This is a genomic window from Duganella sp. OV510 (assembly GCF_900100205.1).
Classification (GTDB): Bacteria; Pseudomonadota; Gammaproteobacteria; order Burkholderiales; family Burkholderiaceae_D; genus Rugamonas.
The window spans coordinates 355,504-372,207 of the sequence record NZ_FNEQ01000001.1 but is presented as its reverse complement, the minus strand read 5'-3'; the positions used below and the strand labels follow the sequence as shown (position 1 = coordinate 372,207).

The following is a 16,704-nucleotide window of genomic DNA, read 5'->3' as shown; positions in this document are numbered from 1 at the left end:
ATGTCAAAAATCAGAAAAGCCGTATTCCCGGTTGCCGGTCTTGGCAGCCGCTTCCTGCCAGCGACCAAGGCGCAACCGAAAGAAATGCTGCCCATCGTCGACAAGCCGCTGATCCAGTATGCGGTGGAGGAGGCGGTCGCCGCCGGCATCACCGAAATGGTGTTCATCACCGGCCGTAACAAGCGCGCCATCGAAGACCATTTCGACACCGCCTACGAGCTGGAGTCGGAACTGGAAGCGGCCAACAAGCAGCAACTGCTGGAGCTGGTGCAGAACGTCATCCCCAAGCATATCAATTGCATCTATATCCGCCAGTCGGCGCCGCTGGGCCTTGGCCACGCGGTGCTGTGCGCCCGCCCGGTGGTTGGCGAAGAGCCGTTCGCCGTGCTGCTGGCAGACGACTTCATGGACACTGCCGACGGCGTCAAGCCGGTGCTGGCGCAGATGACCGACCTGTATGCCTACGAGCGCTCCAGCATTCTGGCGGTGCAGGAAGTACCGCGCGCGGCGACACGCCAATACGGCATCGTCAGCTCCAGCAACTATCAGCCCAAGCTGGACCTGGTGCATGGCATCGTCGAGAAACCGTCGCCCGAGGTGGCGCCGTCCACGCTGGCGGTGGTGGGGCGTTATGTGCTGTCGGGCCGCATCTTCAGCTACCTGGAGAACATCGGCAAGGGCGCCGGCGGCGAGATCCAGCTGACCGACGGCATCGCCGAGCTGATGAAGGACGAACGCGTGCTGGCGTATCGCTATGACGGCACGCGCTACGATTGCGGCTCCAAGCTGGGCTACCTGAAAGCTACCACCGCGATGGGCCTCAAGCACGCCGAAACCGGCGATGACTTCTGCGAGTTCCTGCGCGAGATCCAGTGCCAGACCAAAGGAGATGCGCCATGACTGTTCGTGAAATCCTGAAGATGGGCGATCCGCGCCTGCTGCGCATCGCCGAACCGGTGACCGAATTCGACACGCCGGCCATGAAGCAGCTGATCGCCGACATGTTCGATACCATGCACGCGGCCAATGGCGCCGGGCTGGCGGCGCCGCAGATCGGCGTCAACCTGCAACTGGTGATCTTCGGCTTCAAGCAGAACCTGCGCTATCCGGACGCGCCGCAGGTGCCGGAAACGGTGTTGATCAATCCCGTGCTGACGCCCTTGTCGGACGAAATGGAAGAGGGCTTCGAAGGCTGCCTGTCGGTGCCTGGCCTGCGCGGCAGCGTGCCGCGCTACGTCAAGCTGCGCTATGAAGGCGTGGATGAACACAATCAGCCGATCCGCCGCGAAGTGGACGGCTTCCACGCGCGCGTGGTGCAGCACGAAGTGGACCACTTGCTGGGCAAGCTGTACCCGATGCGCATCAAGGACTTCTCCAAATTTGGTTTCACCGAAGTGATGTTCCCCGGCCTCGATCCCAACGACGACGACTGACCCTATGCTCCAATTCTCGTTCCAACAAAAGATGTTCCTGGCGCTGCTGGCGCTCGTCACCATTGCGTTCGGCTGGATACTGGCGCCGTATGGCGGCGCGATTTTCTGGGGCGTGGTGCTGGCCATTCTGTTCGCGCCGGTCTACCGCTGGCTGCTGCAGCGGACGCGTAACCGCGCGGGCCTGGCTTCCATGCTGACGCTGTTGCTGATTGTGGTGATCGTCATCCTGCCACTGACGCTGGTGTCGATCTCCATCGTCAACCAGGCGGCGTCGGTGGTGGAGCTGGTGCGTTCGGGCGAGATCACAGTCGGCATGTTCTTCAACAAGGTCATGGCAGCGCTGCCCAACTGGATGGTGTCGCTGCTGGACCGTTTCCATCTGACCAGCCTGTCCTATTTGCAGGACAAGCTGACGGAAGCCGCGTCGCAAGTCAGCCAGGAGGTCGCCAAGCGTGCCATCAACGCCGGCTTGTACACCTTCGATTTCCTGACCAGCCTGTGCATTCTGCTGTACCTGTTGTTCTTCCTGCTGCGCGACGGCGACAAGCTGGCCAGACGCATCCGCGAGGCGGTGCCGCTGAGCCGCAAGTACAAGCAGCGCCTGTTCCAGAATTTCACCACCGTGATCCGCGCCACCGTCAAGGGCAACATCCTGGTCGCCATCGCGCAAGGCGCATTGGGTTGCCTGGCGTTCTGGTTCCTGGACGTGCGTGCGCCGGTATTGTGGGGCGTGCTGATGGCCTTCCTGTCGTTGCTGCCGGCGGTGGGCGCCGCCATCGTCTGGGCGCCGGTAGCGGTGTATTTCCTGGCGACGGGAGCGGTATGGCAAGGCATTTCCCTTGCGCTGTTCGGTGTATTCGTCATCGGCCTGGTGGACAACTTCCTGCGCCCGATCCTGGTTGGCCAGGATACCAAGATGCCCGACTATGTGGTGCTGCTGTCGACGGTTGGCGGCATGGCGCTGTTTGGCCTGAATGGCTTCGTCATCGGTCCGGTGGTTGCCGCGCTGTTCATCGCCGCCTGGGACCTGTTCACGACGGCCAGCGAGTTTCACGCCGACTAGAGGTCTTCTTCGCGCAGCAGGTCGCGTGCATTCAGCAGCGCATAGACGATGTCCGGCTTGTTGCGGAAGCAGCGGCGCACGGCGGCCGGTAGCGCCTCGTGCGTCTTGCGGCACAGGCCCGGTTGCTCGTCCAATCTGATCGACAAGCCCATCACCGTGCTGACGCCGCGTGCCGATGGCGTGATGCTGAGCGTAATGCCCAGCAGCTCGCGCAGCCTGCGCTTGATGCGGCCCAGATCTTCATAGCTGCCGATGGCTTCGATGGCGGCGATCAGCTTCTTTTCTTCCTCGCGCGTGAGTTGCAGCACGCGGATGTCGGTGCCATCCGGCGCTTGCTCCCACGCGTCCAGCAGTTCATCGCGGCCGCATACGCAAGCACCCGGCGGGCACTCTTTGCGAATCTGGAAGGGCAGAGGCTTGTTCATCCACCGATTTTACTCTCGTTTTTGCCGCTGGAGGCGTTGCTGCAACAGCGCGAGAACGGCGGCTTCCTCAGGTCGCAGCGCGTGCAGGTCTTCCTTGAGTTCCTGTTGCGCGCGGCGGCGCAGCGTGTCGAGCATGGTGCCGTCGAGATAGGACTCGATCACCGCCGGATGCACATAGCATTTGCGGCAGATGGTTGGCGTATTGCCGAGCTTTTTGGCAACCGCTTCAATCGCCTGCACGATGTTTTTCTTGGCCTGCGCTTCCGAATCGTATTTCTCGTACTCCAGCAGCGCGACCGCTGCCAGCACGGTGCCGGCCCAGGTGCGGAAGTCCTTGGCGGTGTAGTCGGCGCCGGTGACCGATTGCAGGTAGTCGTTGACATCCGCCGAGCCGATGGCGTGCGGTTGGCCGTCATCGTCTTCGTACTGGAACAGCTCCTGGCCCGGCAGGTCGCGGATGCGCGAGATGATGCGCGCGAGGCGGCGGTCATGCACCTCGACCGCGTGATGCACACCGCTCTTGCCACGGAAGCGGAACTCCACCTTGCTGCCGTTGAGCCGTACATGGCGGTCGCGCAGCGTGGTCAGGCCGAAGGACTTGTTCTCCCGCGCATATTCCTCGTTCCCGATGCGCATCAGCGTCGCTTCCAGCAGATAGACGATGGTGGCCAACACCTTCTCGCGCGGCAGGCCGGGCTTGCGCAGCGCTTCATCGACCGCCTTGCGGATTGCCGGCAGCGCCTTGCCGAAGCTGAGCATGCGCTCGTACTTCGCCTCGTCGCGGTGGCTGCGCCAGCGCGGATGATAGCGGTACTGCTTGCGGCCGCGCGCATCGCGCCCGGTGGCCTGCAGATGGCCGAGCGGGTGCTTGCAGATCCAGACGTCGGACCATGCCGGCGGTATCACCAGCGACTTGATGCGCGCCAGCGTGTCTTCGTCGTTGACGGCCTTGCCTTCGCTGTCAAGATAGCGGAACTTCTTGCCGTGTGGCCGGCGCGCGATGCCCGGCTGGTCGTCGTGCACATACCGCAGCCCCGCCAGTTTGGCGGCAATCGGGGCCAGGTCGGCGGCAGGCATGTCATCGCGCTTCATCACTATCCTTGGTGATCTAGGTACGATGCATCCTACCCGGCCTACCAGGGCGGTGATGTGCGCCAGCGCACGAAGTGTTCAGTCCATGCGCTTGAGGCGCTGGCCGACGATGCTCCACTTGCATGGCTCGCCGTCGACGGCGCCGGTCAGCACCCAGCCAGTGCCGATCTTCTCGACGCCGATCTCGGATTCCAGTTCTTTGGCCAGCTTCTCGGCCCAGCCCTTGGCGGCCCCCTGGCCCTTGAACAGTTCATGGCCGTCGTAGATGACGGTGGCGTCGAAAACAGGGGCGGCAAATATGGTCATGATGGTCTTCCTATTAAAAGCAAGCCGATATTGTGCCACGTCGGAGCGGTGTGCGAACTGCGCCACTACGTCATTCAACGTATATCTCGAAGATTGTCGGCTAGTTAATCTTGACGCATCCAAAACCAGACGGGGAGAGCAAGATGGGGTTGAACAAGGTGCTGTGGGCGGCGGCGGCCGCTGCGGCGGTAGGTAATGCGTGGGCCGGGGCGACGGTCAATTTTGGCGAGGACAAGTCGGTGACCGTTGGCTTCGGCCTGCGCGAGAGCTACACCAGTGCGGAAAACGGCGCGCCGGACGGCGGCCGCTCCAGCGACTTTAACCTGGACAGCGGCCGCCTGTTCTTCGGCGCCTCGCTGAACAAGAACATCAAGGGCATGTTCAATACCGAGTGGGACGGCGACAAGATCCGCGTGCTGGATGCAGCCGGCCAGTTCGCCATCTCGCCGGAGCTGAACATCTGGGCTGGCCGCCTGCTGTCGCCGTCCGATCGCGCCAATATGGCTGGTCCTTACTATTCGATGGGTGGCGGCTACTGGGCCGGCGTGGCCTCGCGTTACGGCTATAACGGCGGCATCTTCCGTGGCCGCGATGACGGCGTGGTCGTCTGGGGCAATGTCGGCGACGGCGGACGCCTTGGCTACTCCTTCGGCGCTTTCGAGGGCCACACCTTCGGCATCGGCTCGCTGACGCAGAACGAAGCCAAGGCGGCCGGCGTCAAGGCTGACGATAAGCTGATGTACGCGGGCCGCGTGCAGTACGATTTCTGGGATGCGGAGCCGGGCTATTACGGCACCGGCAATTACCTCGGCGGCGCCGATATCCTGGCCATCGGCGTGGCCGGCCGTACGCAGAAAGATGGCGTCCTCACGGTCGGCAAGGCAGGCGACTACAGCTCGTATAACGTCGACTTCCTGCTGGAGAAACGCATCAAGGGCGCCGGCGCCTTCGCCATCGAAGCTGCCTGGTACAAATACGATACCGACGACATCATCAAGTCCGAGCAGGGCAAGGCCTATTCGGCCGGTGCGTCCTACATCTTCGAGCAGAAGGCCGGCTGGGGCAAGTTCCAGCCCTTCGTGCGCTGGCAGAAGTTCGCCGCCGACACCAACATCGACACCAGACAGTTCGACATCGGCGCCAACTACATCATCGATGGCTACAACGCGCAGATCAGCGCCGTGTATTCCAAGACCAAAGTCACCAGCGCCGCCGATCAGGACAAGTTCCAGATCGCGTTGCAACTTCAATACTGATTAACCACCACGGAGCTAACCCATGCAAAATCGTCGTCATTTTATCGGCACCCTGAGCCGCATCGCCGCCGCCACCGCACTGATGGCCGCCGGCACGCAGGCCTACGCCGCCGACACCATCAAGGTCGGCATCCTGCATTCGCTGTCCGGCACCATGGCCATCTCGGAGACTTCGCTGAAAGATGTGGCCCTGATGACCATCGATGAAATCAACGCCAAGGGCGGCGTGATGGGCAAGAAGCTGGAGCCGGTGGTGGTGGACCCCGCTTCCAACTGGCCGCTGTTCGCGGAAAAGGCACGTGGCCTGATCGCGCAGGACAAGGTGGCGGTGGTCTTCGGCTGCTGGACGTCGGTGTCGCGCAAGTCGGTGCTGCCGGTGTTCAAGGAGCTGAACTCGCTGCTGTTCTACCCTGTGCAGTATGAGGGCGAGGAACTGGAGAAGAACGTGTTCTACACCGGCGCCGCACCTAACCAGCAGGCGATTCCGGCGGTCGAATACCTGATGAGCAAGGACGGCGGTGGCGCCAAGCGTTTCGTGCTGCTGGGGACCGACTATGTTTATCCGCGCACCACCAACAAGATCCTGCGTGCCTTCCTGAAGAGCAAAGGTGTGAAGGACAGCGACATCGACGAGGTGTACACGCCGTTCGGCCATTCGGATTACCAGACCATCGTCGCCAACATCAAGAAGTTTGCTGCGGGCGGCAAGACGGCGGTGATCTCGACCATCAACGGCGATTCGAATGTGCCGTTCTACAAGGAGCTGGGCAACGCCGGCCTGAAGGCGACCGATGTGCCGGTGGTGGCGTTCTCGGTTGGCGAAGAGGAACTGCGTGGCGTAGACACCAAGCCGCTGGTGGGCCACCTGGCGGCGTGGAACTACTTCCAGTCGGTGAAGAATCCGGTGAATACGGACTTCATCAAGAAGTGGAAAGCCTATGCGGCGGCGAAGAAGCTGCCGAATGCCGCCACGGTGGTGACCAACGATCCGATGGAAGCTACCTATGTCGGTATCCATATGTGGGCGCAGGCGGTGGAGAAGGCCAAGTCGACCGACACCAACAAGGTGATCGCGGCGATGGGCGGCCAGACCTTCAAGGCGCCATCCGGCTTCACGCTGACGATGGACGCCACCAATCACCACCTGCACAAGCCAGTGTTCATTGGCGAAATCCGTCCGGATGGGCAGTTCAACGTGGTGTGGAAAACGCCAGGTCCGGTGCGTGCCAATCCATGGAGCCCGTTCATTCCGGGTAATGAAGGCAAGCAGAAACTCTGATTGAGCCGCGCCTCATCCCCATGTGGCGGGGCCAGTCCCCTGGCCGCCGCCGTGCGGGTTGTGCGATTTCCGCATACTGGAACTACTATGTTACGCAAACTATTGTTGATTGCTTGCCTGTGTTTTAGCGCTTCGGCGTCGGCAGCCATTCCCCCGGAAACGCTGGCACCGCTGGCAGGCGATGATATGGACGCGCGCGTCGAGGCCGTTGGCAAGATCGGTGCGCTGGCCACCGACGAGGCCACGCGCTTCCTGGCATCGCTGCAAAACGGCGGCGTCTATGCCACGCCGGATGGCAAGCTATACATCGTCGCCGATGACAAGGCCATTGACGCCGCCAGCGGCGCCGCCGTGGCCATGCCCGAGGGCCTGGACGGCATCATGGTCAACAACCGCCTGCGCGGCGCCGTCGAAGACGCGATGTCCGCACTGAAGATGTTTTCACCCGACCGCGCGCAACGCCTGGCCGCTGTCACTGAACTGCAAAAAAGCGCCACGCTGGCGCAAGCGCCGTTGATCGAAAAGGCGCTGGGCAAGGAAACCGACGCTGAAATCCGCAGCCTGCTGCGGCTCGTCGCCGCCACCGCCAACCTGCATGCGCCGCAAGCTGCACAACGCCGCGCCGCCGTCGAGGCGCTGGCCGACAGCAGCAACGCCAGCCTGCGGCCAACGCTGCAAAGCATGCTGTCGCAAGATCCCGACCAATCGGTGCGCATCGCCGCCGCGCAGACGCTGCAAGCGCTGGACAGCCGCCTCGCGCGCACGGAATTTGTCGGCAACCTGTTCTACGGCGTCTCGCTGGGCAGCGTGCTGCTGCTGGCGGCGCTTGGCCTGGCCATCACCTTTGGCCTGATGGGCATCATCAACATGGCGCATGGCGAGCTGCTGATGATCGGCGCCTACACCACCTATCTGTGCCAGCTGGCGTTCCGCCGCTGGATGCCGGATGCGCTGGACTGGTATCTGGTGGCGGCGCTGCCGGCCGCCTTCATCGTCACCGCGCTGGTCGGCGTTGCGCTGGAACGCACAGTGATCCGCTGGCTCTACGGGCGTCCGCTGGAAACCCTGCTGGCCACCTGGGGCATCAGCCTGATATTGATGCAGGCCGTGCGCACCATCTTCGGCGCGCAAAACGTCGAGGTGGCCAACCCGGCGTGGATGTCGGGCGGCGTCACCGTGCTTGGCTCGCTGGTGCTGGCGTATAACCGCATCGCCATCATCGTGTTTGCCGCGCTGGTGGTGGCGGGTGTGTGGCTGATCCTGAATAAAACCCGTCTTGGCCTGTTCGTCCGCGCGGTGATGCAGAACCGCCGCATGGCCGGCTGTGTCGGCGTGTCGACCGCCAGGATAGACATGATGACTTTCGGTCTCGGTTCCGGCATTGCCGGACTGGGTGGCGTTGCGTTGTCGCAGCTGGGAAATGTCGGGCCGGACCTGGGCCAGGGCTACGTCGTCGACTCGTTCATGGTGGTGGTGCTGGGCGGTGTTGGCCAATTGGCCGGCACCGTGATCGCCGCGCTGGGCCTTGGCGAAGCCAACAAATTCCTGGAGCCGGTGGCGGGCGCGGTGCTGGCCAAGATCGCCATCCTCATTTTCATCATCATCTTTATCCAGAAGCGTCCGCAAGGGCTGTTCGCCATGAAAGGCAGGAGCGCTGAATGAACCAACCATCCTTGTTTTCGCGCCGGGCGTGGGGCGGCATCGCCGCGTGCACGCTGGTGCTGGCGGCGCTGCCGCTGCTGAATCTCTTCTTCGCGGACGGCCATCCGCTGCATGTACCGAGTTACATGGTGAGCCTGATCGGCAAGTTCATGTGCTATGCGCTGGCGGCGCTGGCGCTGGACATGGTGTGGGGTTACGCCGGCATCCTGTCGCTGGGCCATGGCGTGTTCTTCGCGCTGGGCGCTTATGCGCATGGCATGTACCTGATGCGCGCCATCGGCCGCGAAGGTGTGTACCAAAGCGATCTGCCGGATTTCATGGTGTTCCTCGACTGGAAAACCTATCCGTGGTTCTGGAGCGGCACCGACAGCTTCTGGGTGGCGCTGGCCCTGGTGGTGCTGGTGCCGGGCGTGCTGGCCTTCCTGTTCGGCTTCTTTGCCTTCCGCTCCCGCATCAAGGGCGTGTACTTCTCGATCATCACGCAGGCGATGACATATGCCTTCATGCTGCTGTTCTTCCGTAATAACACCGGCTTTGGCGGTAACAACGGCTTCACCGACTTCAAGCGCATACTCGGTTTTCCGATCAATGCGCCGGGCACCAAGGCGACGCTGTACCTGGTGACGCTGGCGGTGCTGGTCGGCGCGCTGCTGCTGTGCCGCTGGATCGTCAGGTCCAAGCTGGGACGCGTGCTGCAGGCGGTGCGGGATTCCGAGTCGCGCCTGATGTTCATCGGCTATAACCCGCTATGGTTCAAGCTCTTTGTGTGGACACTGTCGGCGGTGCTGTGCGGGATTGCCGGCGCGCTGTATGTGCCGCAGGTGGGTATCATCAATCCATCCGAGATGTCGCCGGCGAACTCGATCGAGATGGTGATCTGGGCGGCGGTAGGTGGCCGCGGCACGCTGCTCGGTCCTATCCTCGGCGCGTTTTCTGTGAACGGCCTGAAAAGCTGGTTCACCGGCGCCTTCCCGGACCTGTGGCTGTTCGCCCTCGGTTTGATCTTTATCCTGGTGACGCGCTATCTGCCGCGCGGCATCGCCGGGCTGGTACGCAAGGAGCAGGCATGAGCGCAATGAACGATGGACGCATCGCCCTGCAAGGGTTGGATACGACGCACGGTGCGATCCTGTATCTGGAAGAGATCAGCGTGGTGTTCGACGGCTTCCGTGCGCTGAATAAACTGAGCCTGGATATTTCGGTCGGTGAGCTGCGCTGCATTATCGGCCCGAACGGCGCCGGCAAGACTACCATGATGGACGTCATCACCGGCAAGACGCGGCCGACGTCCGGCACGGCGTTCTTTGGCCAGACCATGGACCTGAGCCGCATGAGCGAGCATGAGATCGCGCACGCCGGCATCGGCCGCAAATTCCAGCGGCCGACGGTGTTCGAACAGCATACGGTGTTCGAGAACCTTGAGCTGGCGATGAAGATGGACAAGCGCGTGCGGCCGACCTTGTTCTCGCGGCTGTCGTCCGAACAGCGTGACAAGATCGAGGAGATCCTCACGCTGATCCGGCTGAACGGCAGCGAGCGGCGGCTGGCCGGGCTGCTGTCGCACGGCCAGAAGCAGTGGCTGGAAATCGGCATGCTGCTGATGCAGGAGCCGCAATTGATCCTGCTTGATGAGCCGGTGGCAGGCATGTCGGATGCCGAAACAGCGCGCACGGCGGAGCTGCTGAACGAATTGCGTGGCAAGCATTCGATCATGGTGGTCGAACATGACATGGCGTTTGTCACCGAAATCGCGCAGCAGGGCACGGTGACGGTGCTGCACGAGGGTTCGGTGCTGGCGCAAGGCTTGATGGCCGAGGTGCAGGCCGACGAACGGGTGATCGAAGTTTATCTGGGACGCTGACGCTATGCTGCAAGTTGAAAAAATCAATCAATACTATGGTTCTTCGCACACCTTGCGCGGCGTGTCGCTGCAGCTGGAAAAGGGCAAGTGCATGGCGCTGTTGGGCCGCAATGGCGTCGGCAAGACCACCTTGCTGAAGTGCCTGATGGGCGTGTTGCCAGTGTCGGCGGGCAGTGTGCGGCTGGAAGGGCGTGACATCACGAGGCTGGCGCCGCACCAGCGGGCGCGGGCCGGCATCGCTTATGTGCCGCAGGGGCGGGAGATTTTCGCGCGCTTGACGGTGGAGGAAAACCTGCTGATGGGGCTTGCCACGCATGGCGGCAAGAAGGCGCATATGATCAAGGGCGAGGTGTATGAGCTGTTCCCGGTGCTCAGAGAGATGCTGCACCGGCGCGGCGGCGACTTGTCCGGCGGCCAGCAGCAACAGCTGGCGATTGCGCGCGCTCTGCTGGCCGAGCCGAAGCTGATTATCCTGGACGAGCCGACCGAGGGCATCCAGCCGTCCATCATCAAGGATATCGGCAACGTGATCCGGCTGCTGCGCCAGCGTGGCGACATGGCGATCCTGCTGTGTGAGCAGTATTTCGATTTTGCGCACGAACTGGCGGATCAGTTCATGGTGCTGTCGCGCGGCGAAGTGGTGGCGTCCGGCGCGCAGGCGGCGATGAACGATCCCGAGGTCAAGCGTCACCTGGCAGTCTGACGAGATTGTGCAAGGTTCGGGCGGACATGCGTTTTTTTTCAGTTATGGCTTCAGCAGGTAGGCGGCGATGTCGCGCGCATCGGATTCGGTGACGCCCATGCCGGGCATCGCGCTTTGCGCGTGAATGCGTTGTGGATCTTGTATCCATCGCGCGAGATTGGCGGCATTGTTGGGCAAGCGGCCGGCGATGTATTCGCGTTTCGCCATATCGTGCAGCGGCGGCCCGACCATGGTGGCGGGTCCGGTGACGCCGGGAATCTGATGACAGGCGTTGCAGGCGTATTGCGTCAATGCGAGGCGGCCACGCTCAATGTCTGGTTGCGCGTATGCCGCGCGTGGTGCACGTTCCGGGTGGCCAGCCTGCCCGGCAAGTGCATCATACGCCGCTGGCGACAGCGCTGGCAGCACTGTCAGGAAGGCGACGACGGCCCAGATGTCCTGGTCGGCGAGGTGGTACTGCCAGGCCGGCATGCCGCTCATCTTGATGCCGTGGCGCGTAATCCAATAGAGTTCATTCGGCTTCCAGTGGCGGGCGGCGTCGGACAGCGGGCCGGGGATCGGTTGCATGCTTTTGCCGATATCGCCTTGCGCCACGCCCGGCGCGCCGTGGCAAACCAGGCAATTGTCGCGATACAGGCCGGCGCCGCGCAGCACCAGCGCGCTTCGCACGTTCGCGTTCGCACTGACGCTGGCCGGCGTGGCGATATCGCGCGCGTGGTTGCGCACTGACCGGTGCAGCGCGATTTCCAGCAGGCTGTGGACCCACTGGAAATGCGGCTGCGTTGCGCCGGCGTTGTAGAAGCCGCCGTACAGCATCACGGCGCCGCCAGCAGCGGCCAGCACCGCCATCACCGCCAGCGCGGCGGCAATGGTGAGGGCGACGAGTCTGCGACGGGCGGTGGCCATGGCTTGCGTCCTATTGAAAAGACAAGAATATTGTGATTCTTATAGTATATCGGGACGACAGGCTTAGACAGGTCCCCAATCGTGCGCATCCTTTTTCTGCTCCCACTGGCATGGCTGGCCGCTTGCGATAGCGGCAAGCAGGAAGCTGTGCGTGTGGCGAATGGCGATGCCCGGCTAGGCAAGCAGTTGCTGGCGCAATACCAGTGCGGGACTTGCCATCAGATTGCCGGTGTGCCGGCGGCGCGCGGCCAGCTTGCGCCGCCGCTCGACAGTTTCGGGCAGCGCAGCTATATCGCTGGCAGCGTGCCGAATACGCCGGAGATGCTGGCGCGCTGGCTGGTCAATCCGCCGGCGCTGAAACCAGGGACCACCATGCCGGCCATGGGTGTGTCCGAAGAAGATGCACGCCATATGGCGGCTTATCTGTATTCGCTGCCATGACGAGCCCTCAGCAATCGGCATTGCATCCAGCCGGACCGGACGCGGAAGTGATCGCGCAGTTGGCGTGGGTGCTGACTGGCGGCGCGGTGCTGGTGTTTGTTATGGTCATGGTGTTGTGCGTGATGGGCTTGCGCGGGCGGCGCGTGGTGCGCGTGCGCTGGTGGTTGTGGGGTGGCGGCATTGCCTTGCCGGTGCTGGTGCTGTCTTCGCTGCTGGCATTTTCGACGTTGCGCAGCGCGCAGTTGAGCGAGGTGTCGTCGCAGCATGCGGTAAAGATTGCGGTGGTGGCGCGGCTTTGGTGGTGGGAGGTGCGTTATACCGATCCGGCCGGTGGGCCGGATATTGTGCTGGCCAATGAGATACGGCTGCCGGTGGGGCGGCCGGTGTATCTGGGCTTGAGCAGCGCGGATGTGATTCATAGTTTCTGGGTGCCTGCGCTGGCGGGCAAGGTGGACATGGTGCCGGGGCGCGTGCATGGCTTGACCTTGCGGGCAGATCGCGCGGGCGTGTATCGGGCGCAGTGCGCGGAATATTGCGGCGAGCAGCATGCGCGCATGGCGCTGCATGTCGTTGCCCAGAGCGAGCAGGAATTTGCGGCATGGCTCGCCGCGCAAGTCCGGCCAGCGCGCGCTAGCCGAGCCGCAGACGGCAGGGCAGCAGCGCGCGGCAGTCAGGCCGATGGGCAGGCGGCGGAGCATGGCGATGCGACGGCGGGGCTGGTTGAGGCGGGACGGCGGGCTTTTGTGGCGCAGCGCTGTGGCGCTTGTCATGTCGTGCGCGGCGTCAGCGAGGGCGTGGCGGGCCGGCCGGCGGGCGAGGGCGGTGTCGGGCCGGATCTGACGCATGTGGGTAGCCGCCTGTATATCGGCGCGGGCACGCTGCGCAATGACCGTGGCGCACTGGCAGCCTGGATCGCCAATCCGCACAGCTTCAAGCCCGGCGTGCGCATGCCTGCCAGCGCGGACATGGACGGCGCCACGCTGCAAGCGCTGGCCGCCTATCTGGAGCACCTCAAATGAACAAGCCACTGAGTTCCCTGCCGCGCCCGGAAGGCGAACTGGAAGCGCTGGAGCGCGTCTGGCGCACGCCGCGCGGCTTGCGCTTCCTCACCACGGTCAACAACGCCACCATCGGACAACTCTACATCGGCACTGCGCTATTGTTCTTCGTGCTGGCCGGCGTGCTTGGCTTGCTGATCCGCGCGCAGCTGGCGATGCCCGACAGCACGCTGCTCAGCCCTAACGTCTACAACCAGGTATTCACCATGCACGGCACGGTGATGATGTTCCTGTTCGCGATTCCCGTGGTGGAAGCGATCTCGGTATTCCTGCTACCCGCCATGCTGGGCGCGCGCGACCTGCCGTTCCCGCGCCTGTCGGCGTACGCATACTGGGCTTACGCGGCTGGCGGCATTGGCTTCTTCCTCAGCATCTTCGCCGGCATGGCGCCAGATGGCGGCTGGTTCATGTATCCGCCGCTGACCGGCAAGGAGCATTCGCCCGGCATCAACGCCGACTTCTGGCTGCTGGGCATAGGCTTCATCGAAATCTCCGCCATCGCCGGCGCGATCGAACTGATTGTCGGCATCCTGTTCACCCGCGCGCCGGGCATGACGCTGAGCCGCATGCCGGTCTACGCCTGGGCCATGCTGGTGATTGCCTTGATGATCGTGTTCGCCTTCCCGGCGATCATCGCCGGCACCACGCTGCTGGAACTGGAACGCGCCTACGACTGGCCGTTCTTCATTCCCGAGCGCGGCGGCGATCCGATACTGTGGCAGCATCTGTTCTGGTTCTTCGGCCATCCCGAGGTGTACATCATCTTCCTGCCGGCGGCCGGCATGGTGTCGATGATGCTGCCGACGCTGGTGGGCGCGCCGCTGGTGGGACACCGGCCGGTGGTCATCGCGCTGGGCGTGGTCGGCGTGGTCAGTTTCGCGCTGTGGGCGCATCATATGTTCACGGCTGGCCTGAGCCTGTGGTCATCCACGCTGGTGTCGGCTGCCAGCATGATCGTGGCGGTACCGACGGCTGTGCAAGTGTTCGCATGGATTGCCACACTATGGCGCGGCCAGGCCAGGATCAACGCGCCGATGCTGTTCATACTGGGCTTCCTGTTCATCTTTGTGCTGGGCGGGCTGACCGGCGTGATGGTCGCGGTGCTGCCATTTGACTGGCAGGCGCACGACAGCTACTTCATCGTCGCGCACTTTCATTATGTGCTGATCGGCGGACTGGTATTCCCGATGTTCGGCGCGCTGTATTACTGGCTGCCGCTGGTGAATGGCCATCGCCTGTCCGAAAGGCTCGGCCGCTGGGTATTTGGCCTGATGTTCACCGGGATGAACCTGGCGTTCTTCCCGATGCACATCAGCGGCTTGCTGGGCATGCCGCGCCGCGTCTACACCTATTCGTCGGAGATGGGCTGGGATGGACTGAACCTCGCCTCCAGCATTGGCGCGCAGATACTGGCGCTCGGCATATTGCTGTTCATGGTGGATGCGGCGCGCACGCTGCGGCGGCCGAAGCAGGAGCACGGCAATCCATGGCAGGCGCCGACATTGGAGTGGATACCCGCCGAGGACTACGCCACCCGCAGCATTCCCGATGTGCGTTCGCGCGAGCCGCTGTGGGACGATCCGCAGTTGTCGCAAGAAGTCGAGCAGGGCGCGCACTGGTTGCCAGGCACCCAGACCGGCCGGCGCGAGACGATCGTGACCAGCCCGGTGCAGGCCAGGCCCTTATACGTGCAGGTGCTGCCCGGTGACAGCTGGTTGCCGCTGACCGCCGCCCTCGGCACGGCCGGCTTCTTCCTGCTGCTGACGATACAGATGGCGATCGCCGCCTGGATTTGCGGTGTGATCGCCGTGGCATCAGTAGTGGCCTGGATGTGGCAGTCGGACAGCCTGCCGTTGACGCGCACCGCGCGCGTGGCCGACGATGTGGTGCTGCCGGTCGGCGCCCACGGCGTGCTGTCCCACTCGTGGTGGTCCACCATCATCATGCTGGTGGTGGACGCCACCATCTTCGCATCCTTCGTCTTCGCGCACATTCACATTGCGATGCGGCTGGACATTTGCCCGCCACCCGGCAACAGCCTGCCACCGGCGGCCTGGAGCTGGGCGACCTGCGGCGCGCTGCTGGCCGGCTCGCTGCTGATGGCCTGGGCGCGTCGCCGCGCGGCGGATGGCTGGCAGCGGGCGGCCTTCGCGCTGGCGCTGATCTGCATGCTGTCGGGTGTGGCAGGCGAAATCGGCGCGCATCTGGCGGCAGGACTGGACGCCACCGCCACCGCATGGGCGGCGACGGTGGCGGCGATGCTGGCTTATCAGGGCTTGCATGCGGTCTTGCTGACGATACTGGCGCTCTATCTGTGGGCGCGCTCGTGGTGTGGCCGGCTCAGCGCAGTCAACCGCGCGACGCTGGACAACTGCACGCTTGTGTGGCACTACGTCACGCTGCAAGGGCTGGCGATGGTGGTGGCGCTGCGTCTCGTCAGTGGGCCTTGAAAAAATTGCGGACGATGCTGTCGATCTCGCCGCTGCGTTTCATCTGCGCGATGGCGCTGTCGAACTGGTGGACAAAGTCCGCTTTGTAGGCGTACTTGCCGTTGTCCCGGCTGGTGTAGCCGAGGTAGCCCTGTTTCACCGCAATCACCGCCGCCTCGGCCAGTTCGGCGTGCGTGCCGCCTTCCATGTACTTGCCTTCGGACTTCAATTGATTGAGTGTCCACTGGATCGATACGCGGTCATTGATATAGCAGTCGATCCGCCTGAGTCCCAGTTTGATGATATTGGTTTCGCTGTCCTTGCCTTCTTCCATGCGTAGCAGGCCGGCGCGCACCGCGTACGAAAACGCGTCGCCGCCGACGATGAAGCCGGCGTTGTTGCCGATGGTCAGACCATAGAAGTCCTCCGGCCAGTGCTTGCGCGGCCTGGCCGTCAGCACCTCCTTGCGGCATACGGCCACCACGCGCTCATCGTACAGCGGCAGCGAATACGGCCAGGTCCACGGCTCGTCCTTGGTGTTCTTATAGGGTGGATACAGCGCGAAGCCGGTGCCTGTGCGCAGCAGCGCCATGCCGCGCTTCCATGGCACGGCCTGCACCTCGATCCGGTAGCCATGCATGCGGCTGAAGGCGGCGCGCGCGATCTCGTAGTACAAGCCGGCTGGCTTGCCGTCCTTTTCGTAGGAGTACGGCGGATAGCCGGCATCGGCATAGATCGTCACCGGAATATCCGCCGCACGTGCACTTGCGCACAAGGCTGAGACGAGGAG

The 16,704-nt window shown here is 63.4% G+C and carries 17 protein-coding genes; 12 read left to right on the top strand and 5 right to left on the bottom strand.

Annotated features, from left to right (window positions below; genetic code table 11):
• The 3 genes from galU to BLS51_RS01785 are packed head-to-tail and all read left to right on the top strand — an operon-like array spanning position 1 to position 2,496.
• Entirely contained in the window at positions 1-900 is a 900-nt protein-coding gene (galU, locus tag BLS51_RS01795; protein WP_090179258.1) for a UTP--glucose-1-phosphate uridylyltransferase GalU, read from the top strand.
• Positions 897-1,433 carry a peptide deformylase gene (def, locus tag BLS51_RS01790; RefSeq protein WP_090179261.1) on the top strand — a complete coding sequence of 179 codons (537 nt, stop codon included), beginning with the start codon at positions 897-899 and terminating at the stop codon, positions 1,431-1,433. The genes galU and def overlap by 4 nt, the downstream gene beginning before the upstream one ends.
• Positions 1,434-1,437: 4 nt before the next feature.
• Positions 1,438-2,496: an AI-2E family transporter gene (locus BLS51_RS01785; RefSeq protein WP_090179264.1), complete on the top strand. Its 1,059-nt coding sequence runs from the start codon at positions 1,438-1,440 to the stop codon at positions 2,494-2,496.
• Here the strand turns inward: BLS51_RS01785 and BLS51_RS01780 are convergent.
• The 3 genes from BLS51_RS01780 to BLS51_RS01770 all read right to left on the bottom strand — a co-directional run bounded on the left by BLS51_RS01780 (position 2,493) and on the right by BLS51_RS01770 (position 4,319).
• Complete coding sequence (locus BLS51_RS01780; protein ID WP_090179268.1) at positions 2,493-2,921, bottom strand: hypothetical protein; 429 nt, start codon at positions 2,919-2,921, stop codon at positions 2,493-2,495. The two genes, BLS51_RS01785 and BLS51_RS01780, sit on opposite strands and share 4 nt — an antisense overlap.
• 9 nt (positions 2,922-2,930) lie before the next feature.
• Complete coding sequence (locus tag BLS51_RS01775; RefSeq protein ID WP_090179271.1) at positions 2,931-4,013, bottom strand: DNA topoisomerase IB; 1,083 nt, start codon at positions 4,011-4,013, stop codon at positions 2,931-2,933.
• Between the two features lie 78 nt (positions 4,014-4,091).
• Positions 4,092-4,319, bottom strand: a complete 228-nt coding sequence (locus BLS51_RS01770; protein WP_090179274.1) for a hypothetical protein — start codon at positions 4,317-4,319, stop codon at positions 4,092-4,094.
• A gap of 143 nt (positions 4,320-4,462) precedes the next feature.
• Between BLS51_RS01770 and BLS51_RS01765 the strand changes: the two genes are divergently transcribed.
• The 6 genes from BLS51_RS01765 (at position 4,463) to urtE (ending at position 11,080) form a co-directional block, all read left to right on the top strand.
• A complete protein-coding gene (locus tag BLS51_RS01765) occupies positions 4,463-5,575 on the top strand; it encodes a porin (protein ID WP_229207425.1) in 1,113 nt (370 codons plus the stop codon).
• 82 nt (positions 5,576-5,657) lie between these two features.
• A complete protein-coding gene (gene urtA / locus BLS51_RS01760; RefSeq protein WP_229207476.1) occupies positions 5,658-6,854 on the top strand; it encodes an urea ABC transporter substrate-binding protein in 1,197 nt (398 codons plus the stop codon).
• A gap of 87 nt (positions 6,855-6,941) precedes the next feature.
• Positions 6,942-8,516, top strand: a complete 1,575-nt coding sequence (gene urtB / locus BLS51_RS01755; protein ID WP_090179282.1) for an urea ABC transporter permease subunit UrtB — start codon at positions 6,942-6,944, stop codon at positions 8,514-8,516.
• Positions 8,513-9,586: an urea ABC transporter permease subunit UrtC gene (gene urtC, locus BLS51_RS01750; RefSeq protein WP_090179285.1), complete on the top strand. Its 1,074-nt coding sequence runs from the start codon at positions 8,513-8,515 to the stop codon at positions 9,584-9,586. The genes urtB and urtC overlap by 4 nt, the downstream gene beginning before the upstream one ends.
• A complete protein-coding gene (urtD, locus tag BLS51_RS01745; RefSeq protein ID WP_090179287.1) occupies positions 9,583-10,377 on the top strand; it encodes an urea ABC transporter ATP-binding protein UrtD in 795 nt (264 codons plus the stop codon). The genes urtC and urtD overlap by 4 nt, the downstream gene beginning before the upstream one ends.
• 4 nt (positions 10,378-10,381) lie before the next feature.
• Positions 10,382-11,080 (top strand): urea ABC transporter ATP-binding subunit UrtE, encoded by a 699-nt coding sequence (urtE, locus tag BLS51_RS01740; protein WP_090179292.1) that lies wholly within the window; start codon positions 10,382-10,384, stop codon positions 11,078-11,080.
• A 42-nt stretch (positions 11,081-11,122) separates the two neighbouring features.
• On the opposite strand, the gene BLS51_RS01735 is transcribed toward urtE, so the two are convergent.
• Positions 11,123-11,986 (bottom strand): c-type cytochrome, encoded by an 864-nt coding sequence (locus tag BLS51_RS01735; protein ID WP_090179296.1) that lies wholly within the window; start codon positions 11,984-11,986, stop codon positions 11,123-11,125.
• A gap of 81 nt (positions 11,987-12,067) precedes the next feature.
• Between BLS51_RS01735 and BLS51_RS01730 the strand changes: the two genes are divergently transcribed.
• From BLS51_RS01730 to ctaD, 3 genes are read left to right on the top strand one after another with little or no spacing between them, the layout of a single operon-like run.
• A complete protein-coding gene (locus tag BLS51_RS01730; RefSeq protein WP_229207426.1) occupies positions 12,068-12,427 on the top strand; it encodes a c-type cytochrome in 360 nt (119 codons plus the stop codon).
• Positions 12,424-13,446, top strand: coding sequence for a c-type cytochrome (locus tag BLS51_RS01725; RefSeq protein ID WP_090179299.1), 1,023 nt, complete (start codon positions 12,424-12,426; stop codon positions 13,444-13,446). The genes BLS51_RS01730 and BLS51_RS01725 overlap by 4 nt, the downstream gene beginning before the upstream one ends.
• Positions 13,443-15,935, top strand: coding sequence for a cytochrome c oxidase subunit I (gene ctaD, locus BLS51_RS01720; protein ID WP_090179302.1), 2,493 nt, complete (start codon positions 13,443-13,445; stop codon positions 15,933-15,935). Before BLS51_RS01725 ends, ctaD begins: the two co-directional genes overlap by 4 nt.
• Here the strand turns inward: ctaD and BLS51_RS01715 are convergent.
• Positions 15,922-16,656, bottom strand: coding sequence for a substrate-binding periplasmic protein (locus tag BLS51_RS01715; RefSeq protein ID WP_229207427.1), 735 nt, complete (start codon positions 16,654-16,656; stop codon positions 15,922-15,924). The genes ctaD and BLS51_RS01715 overlap by 14 nt on opposite strands.
• Positions 16,657-16,704: the final 48 nt, after the last annotated feature.